This is a genomic window from Alloyangia pacifica (assembly GCF_900116195.1).
Lineage (GTDB): Bacteria > Pseudomonadota > Alphaproteobacteria > Rhodobacterales > Rhodobacteraceae > Salipiger > Salipiger pacificus.
In genome coordinates, this window is sequence record NZ_FOZW01000017.1 from 1 (window position 1) to 14,326 (window position 14,326).

The window sequence follows — 14,326 nt, forward strand, 5'->3', positions numbered from 1 at the left end:
ACGTGGCGGTGGACGCCTCGAGCATCGGCGTGGAGGACATCTCGGTGACCGGCCCGGGCGGCGCACTGACGGTGACCGGGGTGAGCCTCGACGTGGGCTCCGACGGCACGCCGCGCAGCGCGACCTACACGGTGGCGGCACCGGGCGGCAGCTGGGACACCGCGGACAACGGTGCCTACACGGTGGCGCTGCTGGGCGGGCAGGTGGTCGACACCAGCGGCAACCCGGTTGCGGCGGATGCGGCGCTCGCCAGCTTCAACGTGGCGGTGCCCGACAGCCCGCCGCCGAGTGCCGATCCGGTGCGGGTCGAAGCGGAAGCGATGGAGCTTCAGGGCTTCCAGATCCTGAACAACGGCCACGGCTCGAACGACCAACTGATCCAGGCAACCGGCAGCGGGGCGCATGTGGCGGGCTTCGGCTTCGCCGAGGCAAGCGGCCTCTACAACATCACGCTTGGATACTTCGACGAAAGCGACGGCCAATCGCAACTCTCGCTGCTGCGGAACGGTGAGGTCATCGACAGCTTCGTCTGGGATGCGGATGCTGGTTCGGCGATCGTCGACCCCTCGGCGTTCATGGAGCGTGAGATCACCGCGATCGCCCTGCAGGCGGGGGACCGCCTAGAGCTCTCGGGCACGCCGAATGGCGGCGAGCCGCTGCGGATCGACTTCCTCGAGTATGTCTACGTGGACGATCTGCCGGCTGTCTGAGACCGGCCAGCCATGGCGTGACACGCACCCGTCCGGACACCCTCCGGGCGGGTGTCTTGCTTTTCGCGAGAGGGGAAGGCCGCTGCGCCGGCACAGGCGTGACAAGACCTCGGGCCGATGCTTGGGGGCATACAAAGGTAGTTCTGTCGATCCGGGAAATTGGGTCGACCCGCAGGGAGGAGGAGGAGCAGGCCGACCCGGTCGCTAAACTGGCCGGTTGGCGGCCCGTCTTGGCAAATCCGGCGGCCTCGGGAGGAGGAGTGAGGCGGCCGGACGCCCGCTACCTATAGTCTCTGACGGAGGTCACAACGGGCTGGCAGGAAAATTCACCTCTTCGACATGAATTCCGCCGGGTAATCCTCGGAATGCGCGCATTTTTTAGGCAATCTGGCAGGCGAGGGAGGCGGCGGCGCCGCGGACCTGAGTGTTTGCCCCGGCTCGGACAGGCGGGGTCTCGGATAGGCGCGCCCCCTGCCTGCACTGGACCCGGGGATAGGTCGCCAGCAGCCATCACCTGGCAAAAAGGACCGCAGTGCCGGGACCTGGCCCGGAGCTGCCGTGCCCCGGTGGCCGTCAGTCAGATCGCGGATTGGTTGTGACGCAGGGGAAGTTTTCGCTTGCGAATCTCTCTCAGGCTCGCGAATGTCATCTGGCTGAATTCAATTTTCTTTTGATTGTTTCACAGCACGAAGTGTCCGGCGTGTCCCAACCACCTGAGCCGCGCACTTAGTCCCCCTAGGGGCGTGCTCGTTATCCCCTTAGAGCACGCCCCATTTTCCCCTTTCCCTACCAGCCCGGACCCCGCCCTGCATGGCGGCCGCAACGACGCACCCGTGTGTATCGCGATATGTCACATGCATTGACGCCGACCCGCCGAGGAGGCGGGCCGGCGTCTGTCCGGAGACTAGCCCGGAAATTTGTCCTGAGCTTCCATTTGGAAATGCCGGCAAATGGAACCTGAGAGCGGGTGGGGCCTCAGCCCATGCCGTCAGCCCATGCCGTCAGCCCATGCGCTCGGAGCTGTAGGAGCCCGGGGAGGCGGGGAAGACCACCGTCTTGTCGCCGTTGAGGAACACCCTGCGATGGGCGTGGGCGTGGATGGCGCGGGCCAGCACTTGTGCCTCGACGTCGCGGCCGAGCGAGACGTAATCCTCGGGCGACTGCGCGTGGGTGACGCGCACGATGTCCTGCTCGATGATCGGACCCTCGTCGAGGTCGGCGGTGACGTAGTGCGAGGTCGCCCCGATCAGCTTCACGCCGCGCTGGAAAGCCTGCTTGTAGGGGTTGGCGCCCTTGAACGAGGGCAGGAAACTGTGGTGGATGTTGATGATCCGCCCCGACATCTTGCGGCACATCTCGTCGCTTAGGATCTGCATGTAGCGCGCCAGCACGATCAGCTCTGCCCCCGAGTCCTCGACCACCTGCATGATCGCCGCCTCGGCCTGAGGCTTGTTCTCCTTGGTCACCTTGATGCAGTGGAAGGGGATGTCGGCGTTCACCACCACCTTTTGGTAATCCATGTGGTTGGAGATCACCGCGACGATCTCGATCGGCAGCGCGCCGATGCGGCAGCGGTAGAGCAGGTCGTTCAGGCAGTGCCCGAAGCGGCTGACCATGATCACCACCTTCATCTTCGTGGCCTCATCGTGGAAGGCGAACTCCATGCCGAACTCCTCGGCCACCGCGGCGAAGGCGGCCTCGAGCGCGGGCAGCTCGGCGCCAGTCTCGCTCAGGAAGCTCACCCGCATGAAGAAGCTGCCGGTGCCGAGGTCGTCGAACTGGGCACTGTCGGTGATGTTGCAGCCCTGCGCGGCGAGGAAGCCGGCAACAGCGGCGACGATGCCGCGGGTGGAGGGGCAGTGCACGGTGAGGGCGTAGGAGGAGCTCATGGGAGGTGCGTTTCTTTTCTCGACTGTGTGGTGGTCAAATCGCTGCCGCCTGCGGGAAGCAAGGTCAAGCGCATTGCGGGCCCATCCTGCGGCAAGATCGGCCCGGGGCGACGTGCTGGCGCGACATGTTTCCCGCAAGATGCGACAGGACCGCGATCGGAAACCCGCGCCCGATCCGGGGCGGTTCTTCGCCCGGCGACGTGGAAGCGGGCCAAAGGCGGACTAAATGCTTGTGAAAGCGAGGATCATTGCTTACCCCAAGGGTAAGCGCCCGGAATTCCGTGCCGTCCCCGGCCTTCCGGTCCTCTCAACCCGGACCCGTCGAGACCCGATTTCATGACCGAGACCTCCTTCAGCGCCCGCCTTTCCGAACTGCTGCATTTCATCTACCCCGATCTCAATGCCGACATCCTCTCCAGCCAGGTGATCGATGCCTTCTGGCCCGAGAGCCCGGACAAGCCGGGCCGCGGCCGCCGACGCCAGCCGCGCAAGCCGGGCAACAATCTCTGGTCGCAGAACGACGCGGTGCTGATCACCTACGGCGACAGCCTGATCGACGGCAGCCACAAGCCGCTCGACCTGATGAACGACTTCCTGCTGCGCCACATGAAGGGGGTGGTGAACGGGGTGCACATCCTGCCGTTTTTCCCCTTCACCTCGGACGACGGCTTTGCCGTGACCGACTATCGCAAGGTGAACCCGCAGCTCGGCGACTGGGTCGACATCACCCGCATCGGCGACGAGTTCCACCTGATGTCGGATCTCGTGCTCAACCACGTCTCCTCGCAGGGCGTCTGGTTCAACGCCTATCGGCAGGGCCAGAAGCCCTACGACGGGTTCTTCTTCGAGGCCGAGCCTTCGGACGACGTGTCGATGGTGGTCCGCCCGCGCACCACGCCGCTGCTGCAGGAGGTCGAGACGGCCATGGGCACGCGCCACGTCTGGTGCACCTTCAGCCACGACCAGATCGACCTCGATTTCCGCAACCCCGAGGTGCTGCTCGAGATCCTGCGCATCATCCGCCTGCATGTCGACATGGGGGTGCGGATCATCCGGCTCGATGCGGTGGCCTTCCTGTGGAAGGAGATCGGCACCAATTGCATCCACCTGCCGCAGACCCATGCGGTGATCCGCCTGCTGCGGCTGCTGGCGGATTATGCCACCGAGAGCATCATCCTGCTGACCGAGACCAATGTGCCGAAGGCGGAGAACCTGTCGTACTTCGGGCACCGCAACGAGGCGCATATGGTCTACAACTTTCCGCTGCCGCCGCTGGTGCTGCACGCGATGATGGCGGGGACGGCGAAGTATCTCAACGACTGGCAGCGGGCGATGCCGCCAGCGCCGCTGGGCTGCGCCTATCTCAACTTCACCGCCAGCCATGACGGCATCGGCATGCGCCCCGCCGAGGGGCTGTTGCCGCCCGAGGAAGTGGGCCGCGTCATCGATACCGCGCGCGAGCTTGGCGGGCTGGCCTCGATGCGCTCGCTGCCCGGCGGCGGCGAAAGCGTCTACGAGCTCAACTGCGCCTTCTTCGCGGCCATGGCCCGCACTTACAAGGGCGAGGACGCGCATCACCTCGCGCGGTTCCTCTGCTCGCAGACCATCGTCATGTCGCTCGAAGGGATCCCGGCCTTCTACATCCACTCGATGCTGGGCACGCCGAACGATCTCGAGGCGGTGCAGCGGCGCGGCATGAACCGGGCGATCAACCGCCACCGCTGGGACTACGGCGAGCTCAACGCCTTGCTGGATGATCCTGAGACCGTCCACGCGCAGGTGCTGGAGATGCTGTCCGAGCGGCTGAAGCTGCGCGCGTGTCAGGCGGGCTTCCACCCCAACGCCACGCAGTTCACGCTGAACCTCGACGAGCGGGTCTTCGGCCTGTGGCGGCAGTCTCTGGACCGGGCGCAGTCGATCTTTGCGCTGCACAACTGCTCGGACGAGGAGGTGGTGATCCCGCACGAGGGGCTGAACATGATCGCCGACGAGCATTGGGTGGATCTGCTGTCAGGCGAGACCATCGAGGCCGGACCGGTGACCCTGGCGCCCTACCAGTGCCGGTGGATTTCGAACCAGGGCTGATGTCCCGGCGCGGGCGGCCCGGAGAGGGGGCTCTGCCCCCGCCGCGCTGCGCGCGTCTCCCCCGGCGTATTTTGAAAGAGAAGAAGCGCGCAGACCCCAGCCGCCTCTGAACCTTCGGGCCGGTCCAGGCGTTGGAACCGGGCAGGCTTGAGGAGGGCGCGATGTTCGACTGGATCTCGGGATTTATCGACGCGGTGGGGGCGTTCGGCATCGGCGTGCTGATGTTTCTCGAGAATGTCTTTCCGCCGATCCCTTCCGAGCTGATCATGCCGCTGGGCGGGTTCAACGCGGCGGCGGGGCGCGAGCATCTTGTCTGGGTGATCGTCGCGGGATCGCTCGGCTCGCTGGCCGGGGCGCTGTTCTGGTACTGGATCGGCCGGCGGCTCGGCACACACCGGCTGAAGCGGCTCGCGGCCCGGCACGGGCGCTGGCTGACCATCCTGCCCGAGGACCTCGACCGTTCGAACGACTGGTTTACCCGGCATGGCGGCAGCGCGGTGCTGATCGGGCGGCTGATCCCGACGGTGCGCACCTTCATCTCGGTGCCCGCCGGGGTAGCACGGATGCCGATGGCGAGTTTCCTGGCCTTCTCGGCGGTGGGCACGGTGAGCTGGACGGCGCTGCTGGCGATGGCCGGTTACCTGCTGCAGGCGCAATACGGGCTGGTGGCGGGCTGGCTCGATCCGGTGTCGACCGTCGTGGTCGCGGGGATCGTCGGGCTCTACCTGTGGCGCGTGGCGACCTACGGACGGCGCAAGCGGCGCAAGGCGGCCGGGGGTTGATTTGCCGCAAAAAAGGGCGCCCGTGGGCGCCCTTTTGAGGTTTCAGGGACAGGAAGATCAGAGCCCGAGCGAGCCGAGCACGATGACCGTGATCGTCGCGAAGACCGGGATCGCCACCGCCACCACGAAGATGTCCGAGTAGCTTTTCTTGTGGGTCATCCCGGTGATCGCCAGCAGCGTGATCACCGCACCGTTGTGCGGCAGTGCGTCGAAACCACCCGAGGAGAGTGCCGTCACCCGGTGCATCAGCTCCATGCTGATGCCCTGTTCCACGCCCATGGCGGCGAACTGCTCGCCGAGCGCCTTCAGCGCAATCGACATGCCGCCCGAGGCCGAGCCGGTGATGCCCGCGAGCACGTTCACCGCCACTGCAAGCGAGGCCAGCGGGTTGTTCGGGAAGAGCCCCAGCACCGCGTCGCGGATCAGTCCGAAGGCGGGCAGCGAGGCGATCACCGCGCCGTAGCCGACCTCGGAGGCGGTGTTGAAGATCGGCAGCAGCGAGCCCATCGTGCCTTTGTTCACCGTCTCCTTGACGTCGGCGAAGCGCTTCCAGTTCAGCGCCAGCGCCAGCACGATCGACACCACCAGCGAGATGATGATCGCCCAGATGCCCGCGACCCGCGACAGCTCGGTCGCGCCGTATTTCGCGTCGGCGAGGTAGTCGGCGTTCATGTTCGGGAAGACCACGTAGGTGAGCAGCGCGTTTAGGCCGATCACCGCGATCACCGGCAGGATCGCCGCGACGAAGCCGGGCATGTCCGCATCCTCGGGCAGCGAGCTGTCGGCTCCGGTGCGCTCATGCACGCCGTAGCCTTCGCCGCGGCCCTGTGCCGCCTTGGCGCGGCGGCTCAACCAGAGCGTGCCGCCGCCGAGCATGATGAGGCCCGCCAGCGTGCCGAGCAGCGGTGCCGCAAAGACGTTGGTGCCGAAGAACGGGATCGGGATCGCGTTCTGAATTGCCGGGGTGCCGGGGAAGGCGGTCATGGTGAAGGTGAACGAGCCGAGCGCGATGGCCGCGGGCAGCAGGCGCTTCGGGACATCGGCACGGCGGAACAGCGCGTTGGCGATCGGGTAGATGGCAAAGGCCACCACGAAGAGCGACACGCCGCCGAAGGTGAGCACACCGCAGGCCAGCACCACGGCGAGGATCGCGCGATCTCCGCCGACCCATTCGACGATCTTCTCGGCGATGGTGCGCGCGGCGCCGCCGTCGGCCATGACCTTGCCGAAGATCGCGCCGAGCAGGAACAGCGGGAAGTAGGTGGTCACGTAGCCGCCGAGCGACTGCATGAAGACCTGCGTGTAAGTGGCCATGACCGGCAGCCCGCCCGACAGCAGCACCGCCAGCATCGCCAGAAGCGGTGCCAGGATCAGCACGTTGATGCCACGGTAGGCCAGGTACATCAGCAAGCCCAGCGACAGAATGATCCCGATGAGACCCATTCTTCTCCTCCTTTTGATTTGAAGCGCCCCGCGGGGAGGCCGGAACGGGGAGGACCGGCGCGGGCAGGGCTCAAAAATCAGTTACTCGGACGAGAGTTAGGTCAGGTCAATGCGACGTCCCGGTGAAGGACGCGACGTCGCAAGGGATCTGTGATCACCGTGACGTGAGGTTCCGGCGGATTTCGGCGAGGATCAGCCGAACTCGGCGTCATCGGCCGCGACTGCGGCGCGGAAATCCGCCAGCAGCGTGGGGTCCGCCGAATGCACCCGGTTCCAGGTCGGGATAAAGGGTGTCTCCTGCGGGTTCTCGATGAACAGCTGCCCGGCACGCACGATGTTCTCGCCGAACATTTCGATGCTGCGCTCCTCGGCGTGTCGGTCGATGGTCAGCCCGTTCATCTTGGCATCCGCCGAATAGGCCTCGAGCAGGTCGAGGGCCGAACGGTAGTAGGTGGCCTTGAGGGTGCGGAACACATGCGGAGTGAAGACCGTGCCGTCGGCGGCCAGTTTGCGGAAGATCGCCTTGCAGATGTCGACGGACATGCGCGAGAGCCCCTGGCTGGCATCCTCGGGAGAGAGGTCCTGGTGCTTGTGGTCGTAGATGTCGGCGATCTCGACCTGGCAGACCTGCCGCGGCCCGAGGTTACGCCAGGCCTCGGAGAGCACGCCGATCTCCAGCCCCCAATCCGAGGGGATGCGCAGGTCAGGCAGCAGGCCGGTCCGCAGCGCCATCTCGCCGGAGAGCGGGTAGCGGAAGGCACGCAGGTAGTCGATGTAGTCGCGGTCGCCGATGGTGCGCTTGAGCGCGATCAGCAGCGGCGAGACCAGCAGGCGGGTCACGCGGCCGTTGAGCTTGCCGCCGCCGACGCGGGGGTAGTAGCCCTTCGATAGCTGGTAGCTGAAGGTCGGGTTGGCCACCGGGTAGACCAGCCGGTCGAGCAGCTCGCGGGTGTAGGTGACGATGTCGCAATCATGGATCGCCATCACCGCGCTGTCGGCGCAGGAAATCAGATAACCCATGCAGCCCCAGACGTTCTTGCCCTTGCCCGGCTCCTGCGGGGCAAGGCCAAGCGCCTCGAGGCGTCCCATGATCTCGGTCATCCGCGGGCCGTCGTTCCAGATCACCGTATGCTGCTGCGGCAGGACGGAGAAGAACTCGCGCGCCCGGCGGTACTGCGCCTCGTCGGCGCGGTCGAGGCCGATGACGATCCGATGCAGGTAGCTGACCTTGCTCAATTCCTTAAGGATGTTGGGCAGGGCGTCGCCCTCGAGCTCGGAGTAGAGCGAGGGCAGGATCAGCGAGATCTTGCGGCTCTGGGCATAGGTCTCGAGCTCGTAGATCATCTCTTCGATCGGGCGCGAGCGCAGGTTGTGGAACTGGGCGATATTGCCGTTCTGCTGGAAGTCGGCCATGGCGGAGGTCTCCTAGAGCCCGAGGTCTGCAAGTAAGTCGAGGATGGCGGCGTTCCAGCCGTCGGGGCCGGGCAGGGCGGTGCGTCGAATGCGCCCCGTCTGCTCGCCGGGCAGGGGCGGGATGCCATTGCCGTGATCGTTGCGGATGATGACGCCGCGCGTGGCGGTCTCGATCATCTCGATGTCGTTGGGGGCATCGCCGAGCGCGATGGAGGTGTCGCAGCCGAGGTCGGCCATGATCCCGGCCATCTGCTGCGCCTTGGTGCCGCCGAAGGACAAGGTGAGGAACCGCCCGCCCTTGCGTGCGTGGATGCCCTGTTCCGCGAGGGCTTCAAGGAAGGCGTCCTGCTCGGCGTCGCTGCCAGACCAGAGGCCGGGCTCGGTGAAGCGGCGCTTGCGGGCGAGGGCGGCATTCTCAAGCAGCAGACCGGTGACGCGGGCCACTCCCTCGGCGTCCATGTCGCCAAAGCCCTGGAAGTGGGTTGCGTAGTCTGGAAGGTCCGCCAGTGCGGCGCGCAGTTTCTCGTATTCGGGCGCGTCTTCCGAAAGCGTGCCGGGCGAGATCCGGTCGGCGCCGTTCTCGACGATGGCGGGCCAGTCGCCCAGCCCGAGCTCGGCATGCAGCGGCGCGATCTCGGCGGCGGTCTTGGACGAGGCGAGGATCAGCGGGATGTCGCGCTGTTTCAGCGCGTCGAGCGCTGGCTGGGCGGCGGCGTAGGAGTAGCTGCCATGGTCGAGCAGTGTCCCGTCGAGATCGGTGAAAACCGCCAGCCTCACGTTCTGCTCCTTCTTCTATCCCCGCGGCCAGTTAAGCCGATGGGATCGGGGAAGGGAACAGGGGCGGGGCGAGGAAATGGCTAAGATGCCGGGATTGGACGGAAAAGAGGCAACGGGCAGATATGGGGCGTTGATGCAGGGGGGCGGGCCAGTGTCGGTCCATGAGGTGGTGCAAGAACGGCGGGGGCCGCGCCTTGGTCCGGCCAAGCCCATAGGAGTGCCCACCGCCGTTCTACAATGACAGAGCGCCCGCCCGTGGGGACAGGCCGGCGCTCGCCTTGTGGGGCTTTGCCTTGAAGCGGAGCGCAGGCTTGCGCCCCGCGCGACGCCCTCAGGCGACGTTCTCGAGCTTGTTGTCCGGCGTCACGCCAAGCGCGTAGCACACGTCGCGGGTCAGCTCGGGGCGGTTGAGCGTGTAGAAGTGCAGCTTGTCGACGCCACCCTCCAGCAGCTCGTTGCAGAGCTCGGTGCACATCGCCGTCGCCAGCAGGTCCTGACGGTCGTCGCGCTCGGCCTTCTCGAAGGCCTCGATCACCCAGGCGGGGATCTTGGTGCCGGTGGCCTCGGCGAAGCGGCGCGCGCCCTTCCAGTTCTCGATCGGCAGGATGCCCGGCACGATCGGCTTGTCGATGCCCGCCTTCTCGCATTCATCGCGGAAGCGGAAGAAGCTCTCGGCTTCGAAAAAGAACTGCGTCAGCGCCTCCGACGCGCCGGCGTCGAACTTGCGCTTGAGGTACTCCACATCGGCGGTGGCCGAGGGGGCCTCGGGGTGCTTGTCGGGATAGGCACCGACGCGGATGGTGAAATCACCGGCTTCGCGCAGTGCCTCGATCAGCTCGATCGACGAGTTGAAGCCCTCGGGGTGGGGGGTGAAGCCATTGGCGCCCTTTGGCGGGTCGCCGCGCAGCGCGACGATGTCGTTCACGCCGGCGTCCTTGAACTGGCGCGCGATGGCCAGCGTCTCCTCGCGGGTGGCATCGACGCAGGTCAGGTGTGCCGCGACCTTCAGGCCGGAGTTCTTGTGCAGGGTGGCGACGACGTCACGGGTCAGCTCGCGCGTGGTGCCGCCGGCACCATAGGTGACCGACACGAAGCGCGGACCGAGCGGCGAGAGCGCCTGCACCGTGTCCCACAGCCGGAAGGTCGCCTCGATGTTGCGGGGCGGGAAGAATTCGAAAGAGATGTCGGGGCGGGTCATTGGCCGGGACTCCGAGTTTGGATTTCGGTCCTTGTGACACATGAGCCTTTGTGAGACAAACTCATACTTCTCAAGAACAACATGAGGCGAACACTGGGATGCACATCGAGTTTCGTCATCTTCGCACGATCAAGGCCATCCACGAGGCCGGTGGGCTCGCGCGTGCCGCCGATCAGCTGAACATAACGCAATCGGCGCTGTCTCACCAGATCAAGGGTCTGGAGGATCAGGCGGGGGTCGAGCTTTTTGTGCGCCGCTCCAAGCCGATGAAGCTGTCCGCCGCCGGTCTGCGGCTGCTGCGGCTCGCGGATCAGGTGCTGCCGCAGGTCGAGGCGGCGATGGCCGAGTTCGACGGGCTGCGCAAGGGCTCGGTCGGACGGCTGCACATCGCCATCGAGTGTCACGCCTGTTTCGAATGGCTTTTCCCGGTGCTCGAGGGCTTTCGCAAGAGCTGGGGCGATGTCGATGTCGACATCCGGCCCGGGCTCGCCTTCGATGCGCTGCCGGCGCTGGTGAAGGAGGAGGTGGACGTGGTGATCTCCTCGGATCCCGAGGACCTGCCGGGCGTCACCTTCACCCCGCTCTTCGAGTATCACCCGGTCTTTGTCGCCTCGGCCTCGCATCCGCTTGCCGAGAAGCCGTGGATCGACGCGCAGGACTTCCGCGGCGAGACGCTGATCACCTATCCGGTGGACCGGGCGCGGCTGGATATCTTCTCGCAATTGCTGACCCCGGCGAAAGTCGAACCGGCGGCGATTCGCCAAGTCGAGCTGACTGCGGTGATTCTGCTTTTGGTTGCTTCGAATCGCGGGGTCGCGGTTTTGCCCGATTGGGTGGTGCGCGAGGTGAAATACAATTCGGACTACATCACCCGGCCATTGACCGAGGCGGGGATCACCCGGCACCTCTACGCCGCGACCCGCACGGAGGATCTCGACAAGCCCTTCATGATGGATCTGATCCGCCTCGCCGGACAGGAGGCACGTCGCCTGCAGTCGCAATGATAAAACGTCCGACTGCAACGCTGGCAAGCGCCAGTCCCGCTACGGGCTGACGTGTGCGGGTACACCCCCGCTGGGACCCGACCCCGGATGGGGTAGGGTCATTCTATGTAAGATATTGTTATTAAAGTGTTTTGAGGTCGGACGCCATCATGCGTCCATCGCGGCCTTCCTTGAGCTCGTAGCTCACTTTCTGATTGTCCGCGAGGCCGGTAAGCCCCGAACGTTCGACGGCCGAGATATGAACGAAGACGTCCTTGCCCCCTTCTTCGGGCGCGATGAAGCCGTAGCCTTTAGTGGTATTGAACCATTTCACGGTGCCGCTCGGCATGTGTCCGTGCTCCTTCCAACTTTCCTGTTTGTACCCGTAATGCGGGCGCCCCGTCACATTCGCCTCTCAGCGGAAGGAATGCCCGTCCCGGTCGAAAACACGGGAAAATCTAGGCTTTCCGGGTCTGATCATCGAAGGTCACGGCCCAAGAGTTGCACGGTGTCTGCAAAAATCAAGAGAAACACTTCGCAGTTGCGGCATTAGGCAATAAATGGTGCCGGGAAAGATCAAGGAGATGGCGGATGCTGATATACGGGCTGAAAACCTGCGATACCTGCCGGAAAGCGCTGAAAGCGCTGCCGGATGCGGAGTTTCTCGATGTGCGGGCCGATGGCGTGCCGAGCGCGGTGATCGATGCCGCGCTGGCGGAGTTCGGCGAAAAGCTGGTGAACACCCGTTCGACCACCTGGCGCGAACTGGATGATGCGCAGCGCGCCCGCCCGGCCAAGGAGCTGCTGGCGGATCACCCGACGCTGATGAAACGGCCGCTGATCGTCGACGGCGAGACCATGTACCTCGGCTGGACCAAGGACGTGCAGGCCTCGGTCGCCGGGTGAGGGCACGCGTCGCCAGGCACACAGTGTGCTAAGTGCTTGAAACGTAAAAAGCCCCGGACGCTTGTCCGGGGCTTTCTCGTTTCTGGCGGTCAGATCAGCGCAGGTCGGGCGCGGTGGCGTCCAGCGACAGCGCCGCGACGATTTCGTCGAGGCTCTGCACCGCGGTCTGCTTCTCGCCGAGACGGCGCACGGTGACGGTGCGCTCCTCGACCTCGCGGTGACCCACGGCGAGGATCACCGGAACCTTGCCGACCGAGTGCTCGCGCACCTTGTAGTTGATCTTCTCGTTGCGCGTGTCGGCCTCGGCGCGGACGCCAGCGGCCTTCAGCGCGGCGACGACCTCGAGCACGTAGTCATCCGCCTCGGAGGTGATCGAGGCGACCACGACCTGCCGCGGTGCGAGCCAGAACGGCAGCTTGCCGGCGTGTTCCTCGATCAGGATGCCGATGAAGCGCTCGAAGGATCCCAGCACGGCGCGGTGCAGCATGACCGGGCGGTGCTTTTCGCCGTCCTGGCCGATGAAGCTCGCATCCAGACGCTCGGGCAGGTTGGGGTCCACCTGCAGCGTGCCGCACTGCCAGTCCCGGCCGATCGCGTCGGTCAGGGTGAACTCGAGCTTGGGACCGTAGAAGGCGCCTTCGCCTTCCTGGATCTCGTACTCGTAGCCCGCGGCCTTGCAGGCGTCGCCAAGCGCCGCCTCGACGCGGTCCCAGCTCTCGTCCGAGCCGATGCGCTTCTCGGGGCGGGTCGAGAGCTTGATCGTCCAGTTCTCGAAGCCCAGATCGGCGTAGATCGACGCGAGGAACTCGATGAACTTCTTGGTTTCTGCCTCGATCTGGTCGTCGGTGCAGAAGATGTGCGCGTCGTCCTGGGTGAAGCCGCGGACCCGCATGATGCCATGCAGCGCGCCCGAGGGCTCGTACCGGTTGCACGAGCCGAACTCGGCCATGCGCAGCGGCAGGTCGCGGTAGGACTTCAGGCCCTGGTTAAACACCTGCACGTGGCAGGGGCAGTTCATCGGCTTGAGCGCGTTGATTGCCTTCTCGCGGGCATGCTCCTCGTCCACTTCGACGATGAACATGTTCTCCTGGTAGTTGTCCCAGTGCCCGGATTTTTCCCAGAGCTTGCGATCGACGACCTGAGGCGTGTTCACCTCGACGTAGCCGTCCCGCTCCTGGCGGCGGCGCATGTAGTCCTGCAGCGTGGTGTAGATCTTCCAGCCGTTGGGATGCCAGAAGATCTGCCCTGGTGCCTCCGGCTGCAGGTGGAAGAGGTCCATCTCGCGGCCCAGCTTGCGGTGGTCGCGCTTGGCGGCTTCCTCGAGGAAGTTGAGGTACTTCTTCAGCTCGTCGCGGTTGCGGAAGGCCACGCCGGTGATGCGCTGCAGCATCGGGCGCGAGACGTCGCCGAACCAATAGGCGCCAGAGACGCCCATCAGCTTGAAGGCATCCGACGGCAGCTGGCCGGTGTTCTGCAGGTGCGGGCCGCGGCAGAGGTCCTGCCACTCGCCGTGCCAGTACATGCGGATCGGCGCATCCGCGGGGATGCGGTCCACCAGCTCGACCTTGTAGCCCTCGCCGCTGTCTTCATAGAACTTGCGGGCGCGCTCGCGGTCCCAGATCTCGGTCTTCACCTCGTCGCGGGCGTTGATGATCTCTTTCATCTTCGCCTCGATCTGGCCGAGGTCCTCCGGCGTGAAGGGCTCCGCACGGTCGAAGTCGTAGAACCAGCCGTGGTCGGTGACCGGGCCGATGGTGACCTTGGTGTCGGGCCAAATCTCCTGCACCGCGCGTGCCATCACGTGCGCGAGGTCGTGGCGGATCAGCTCGAGCGCCTGGTCCTCGTCCTGCAGGGTGTGGATCGCGATGGTGCTGTCGGCGTCGATGGGCCATTGCAGGTCCCAATGCGCGCCGTTCACGGTGGCGGAGATGGCCTTTTTCGAAAGGCTCTTGGAAATGGCTGCGGCAACGTCGGCAGGGGTCACGCCCTTGTCGAACTCGCGCGCATTGCCATCGGGGAATGTCAGGGAAATCTGGCTCATAGGCCTAGTCTCCTCGTCGGTCTGGCGCCCACGGAACGCCCGGTTGCGGGTTATGTGTCGTGCCGCCTTGTGGCCCTCGGGGGAGGGGGTGTCAAGCGG

General features: G+C 65.5%; 12 protein-coding genes. 5 read left to right on the forward strand and 7 right to left on the reverse strand.

Annotation, left to right across the window (positions count from 1 at the left end):
* Positions 1-710, forward strand: a 710-nt coding sequence (locus tag BM397_RS29435) for a hypothetical protein (RefSeq protein ID WP_218159339.1), incomplete at its 5' end; no start/stop codon positions are given.
* A 1,001-nt stretch (positions 711-1,711) separates the two neighbouring features.
* Here BM397_RS29435 and purU read toward each other — a convergent pair.
* Complete coding sequence (purU, locus tag BM397_RS25485; RefSeq protein ID WP_092430162.1) at positions 1,712-2,599, reverse strand: formyltetrahydrofolate deformylase; 888 nt, start codon at positions 2,597-2,599, stop codon at positions 1,712-1,714.
* A 336-nt stretch (positions 2,600-2,935) separates the two neighbouring features.
* Between purU and BM397_RS25490 the strand changes: the two genes are divergently transcribed.
* Both BM397_RS25490 and BM397_RS25495 read left to right on the forward strand, forming a co-directional pair.
* Complete coding sequence (locus tag BM397_RS25490; RefSeq protein ID WP_092430160.1) at positions 2,936-4,684, forward strand: alpha-amylase family glycosyl hydrolase; 1,749 nt, start codon at positions 2,936-2,938, stop codon at positions 4,682-4,684.
* A 161-nt stretch (positions 4,685-4,845) separates the two neighbouring features.
* Complete coding sequence (locus BM397_RS25495) at positions 4,846-5,466, forward strand: DedA family protein (protein WP_092430158.1); 621 nt, start codon at positions 4,846-4,848, stop codon at positions 5,464-5,466.
* A 57-nt stretch (positions 5,467-5,523) separates the two neighbouring features.
* Here BM397_RS25495 and BM397_RS25500 read toward each other — a convergent pair whose 3' ends face one another.
* The 4 genes from BM397_RS25500 to metF form a co-directional block, all read right to left on the reverse strand.
* Positions 5,524-6,909, reverse strand: coding sequence for a GntP family permease (locus BM397_RS25500; protein ID WP_092430156.1), 1,386 nt, complete (start codon positions 6,907-6,909; stop codon positions 5,524-5,526).
* Between the two features lie 192 nt (positions 6,910-7,101).
* A complete protein-coding gene (locus tag BM397_RS25505; RefSeq protein WP_092430154.1) occupies positions 7,102-8,322 on the reverse strand; it encodes a glycosyltransferase family protein in 1,221 nt (406 codons plus the stop codon).
* A 12-nt stretch (positions 8,323-8,334) separates the two neighbouring features.
* The gene (locus BM397_RS25510) at positions 8,335-9,099 is read right to left on the reverse strand and encodes an HAD-IIB family hydrolase (protein ID WP_092430152.1); all 765 of its coding nucleotides are present in this window, start codon (positions 9,097-9,099) and stop codon (positions 8,335-8,337) included.
* Positions 9,100-9,430: 331 nt separating this feature from the next.
* The gene (gene metF, locus BM397_RS25515) at positions 9,431-10,297 is read right to left on the reverse strand and encodes a methylenetetrahydrofolate reductase [NAD(P)H] (protein ID WP_092430150.1); all 867 of its coding nucleotides are present in this window, start codon (positions 10,295-10,297) and stop codon (positions 9,431-9,433) included.
* A gap of 98 nt (positions 10,298-10,395) precedes the next feature.
* Here metF and BM397_RS25520 point away from each other — a divergent pair, with 98 nt between their 5' ends.
* The gene (locus tag BM397_RS25520) at positions 10,396-11,301 is read left to right on the forward strand and encodes a LysR family transcriptional regulator (protein ID WP_092430148.1); all 906 of its coding nucleotides are present in this window, start codon (positions 10,396-10,398) and stop codon (positions 11,299-11,301) included.
* Positions 11,302-11,422: 121 nt separating this feature from the next.
* On the opposite strand, the gene BM397_RS25525 is transcribed toward BM397_RS25520, so the two are convergent.
* A complete protein-coding gene (locus BM397_RS25525; RefSeq protein WP_008885598.1) occupies positions 11,423-11,629 on the reverse strand; it encodes a cold-shock protein in 207 nt (68 codons plus the stop codon).
* Positions 11,630-11,871: 242 nt separating this feature from the next.
* Here BM397_RS25525 and BM397_RS25530 point away from each other — a divergent pair, with 242 nt between their 5' ends.
* Positions 11,872-12,186, forward strand: a complete 315-nt coding sequence (locus BM397_RS25530; protein WP_092430146.1) for an ArsC/Spx/MgsR family protein — start codon at positions 11,872-11,874, stop codon at positions 12,184-12,186.
* A 94-nt stretch (positions 12,187-12,280) separates the two neighbouring features.
* Here BM397_RS25530 and thrS read toward each other — a convergent pair whose 3' ends face one another.
* A complete protein-coding gene (gene thrS, locus BM397_RS25535) occupies positions 12,281-14,227 on the reverse strand; it encodes a threonine--tRNA ligase (RefSeq protein ID WP_092430144.1) in 1,947 nt (648 codons plus the stop codon).
* Between the last annotated feature and the right edge of the window lie 99 nt (positions 14,228-14,326).

Excerpts from the sequence above, each read along its gene's own strand:
- BM397_RS25520 (WP_092430148.1), top strand. The coding sequence starts at position 10,396 with ATGCACATCGAGTTTCGTCATCTTCGCACGATCAAGGCCATCCACGAG.
- BM397_RS25525 (WP_008885598.1), bottom strand. The coding sequence starts at position 11,629 with ATGCCGAGCGGCACCGTGAAATGGTTCAATACCACTAAAGGCTACGGC.
- purU (WP_092430162.1), bottom strand. The coding sequence starts at position 2,599 with ATGAGCTCCTCCTACGCCCTCACCGTGCACTGCCCCTCCACCCGCGGC.
- BM397_RS25495 (WP_092430158.1), top strand. The coding sequence starts at position 4,846 with ATGTTCGACTGGATCTCGGGATTTATCGACGCGGTGGGGGCGTTCGGC.
- metF (WP_092430150.1), bottom strand. The coding sequence starts at position 10,297 with ATGACCCGCCCCGACATCTCTTTCGAATTCTTCCCGCCCCGCAACATC.
- BM397_RS25505 (WP_092430154.1), bottom strand. The coding sequence starts at position 8,322 with ATGGCCGACTTCCAGCAGAACGGCAATATCGCCCAGTTCCACAACCTG.
- BM397_RS25530 (WP_092430146.1), top strand. The coding sequence starts at position 11,872 with ATGCTGATATACGGGCTGAAAACCTGCGATACCTGCCGGAAAGCGCTG.
- BM397_RS25490 (WP_092430160.1), top strand. The coding sequence starts at position 2,936 with ATGACCGAGACCTCCTTCAGCGCCCGCCTTTCCGAACTGCTGCATTTC.
- thrS (WP_092430144.1), bottom strand. The coding sequence starts at position 14,227 with ATGAGCCAGATTTCCCTGACATTCCCCGATGGCAATGCGCGCGAGTTC.
- BM397_RS25500 (WP_092430156.1), bottom strand. The coding sequence starts at position 6,909 with ATGGGTCTCATCGGGATCATTCTGTCGCTGGGCTTGCTGATGTACCTG.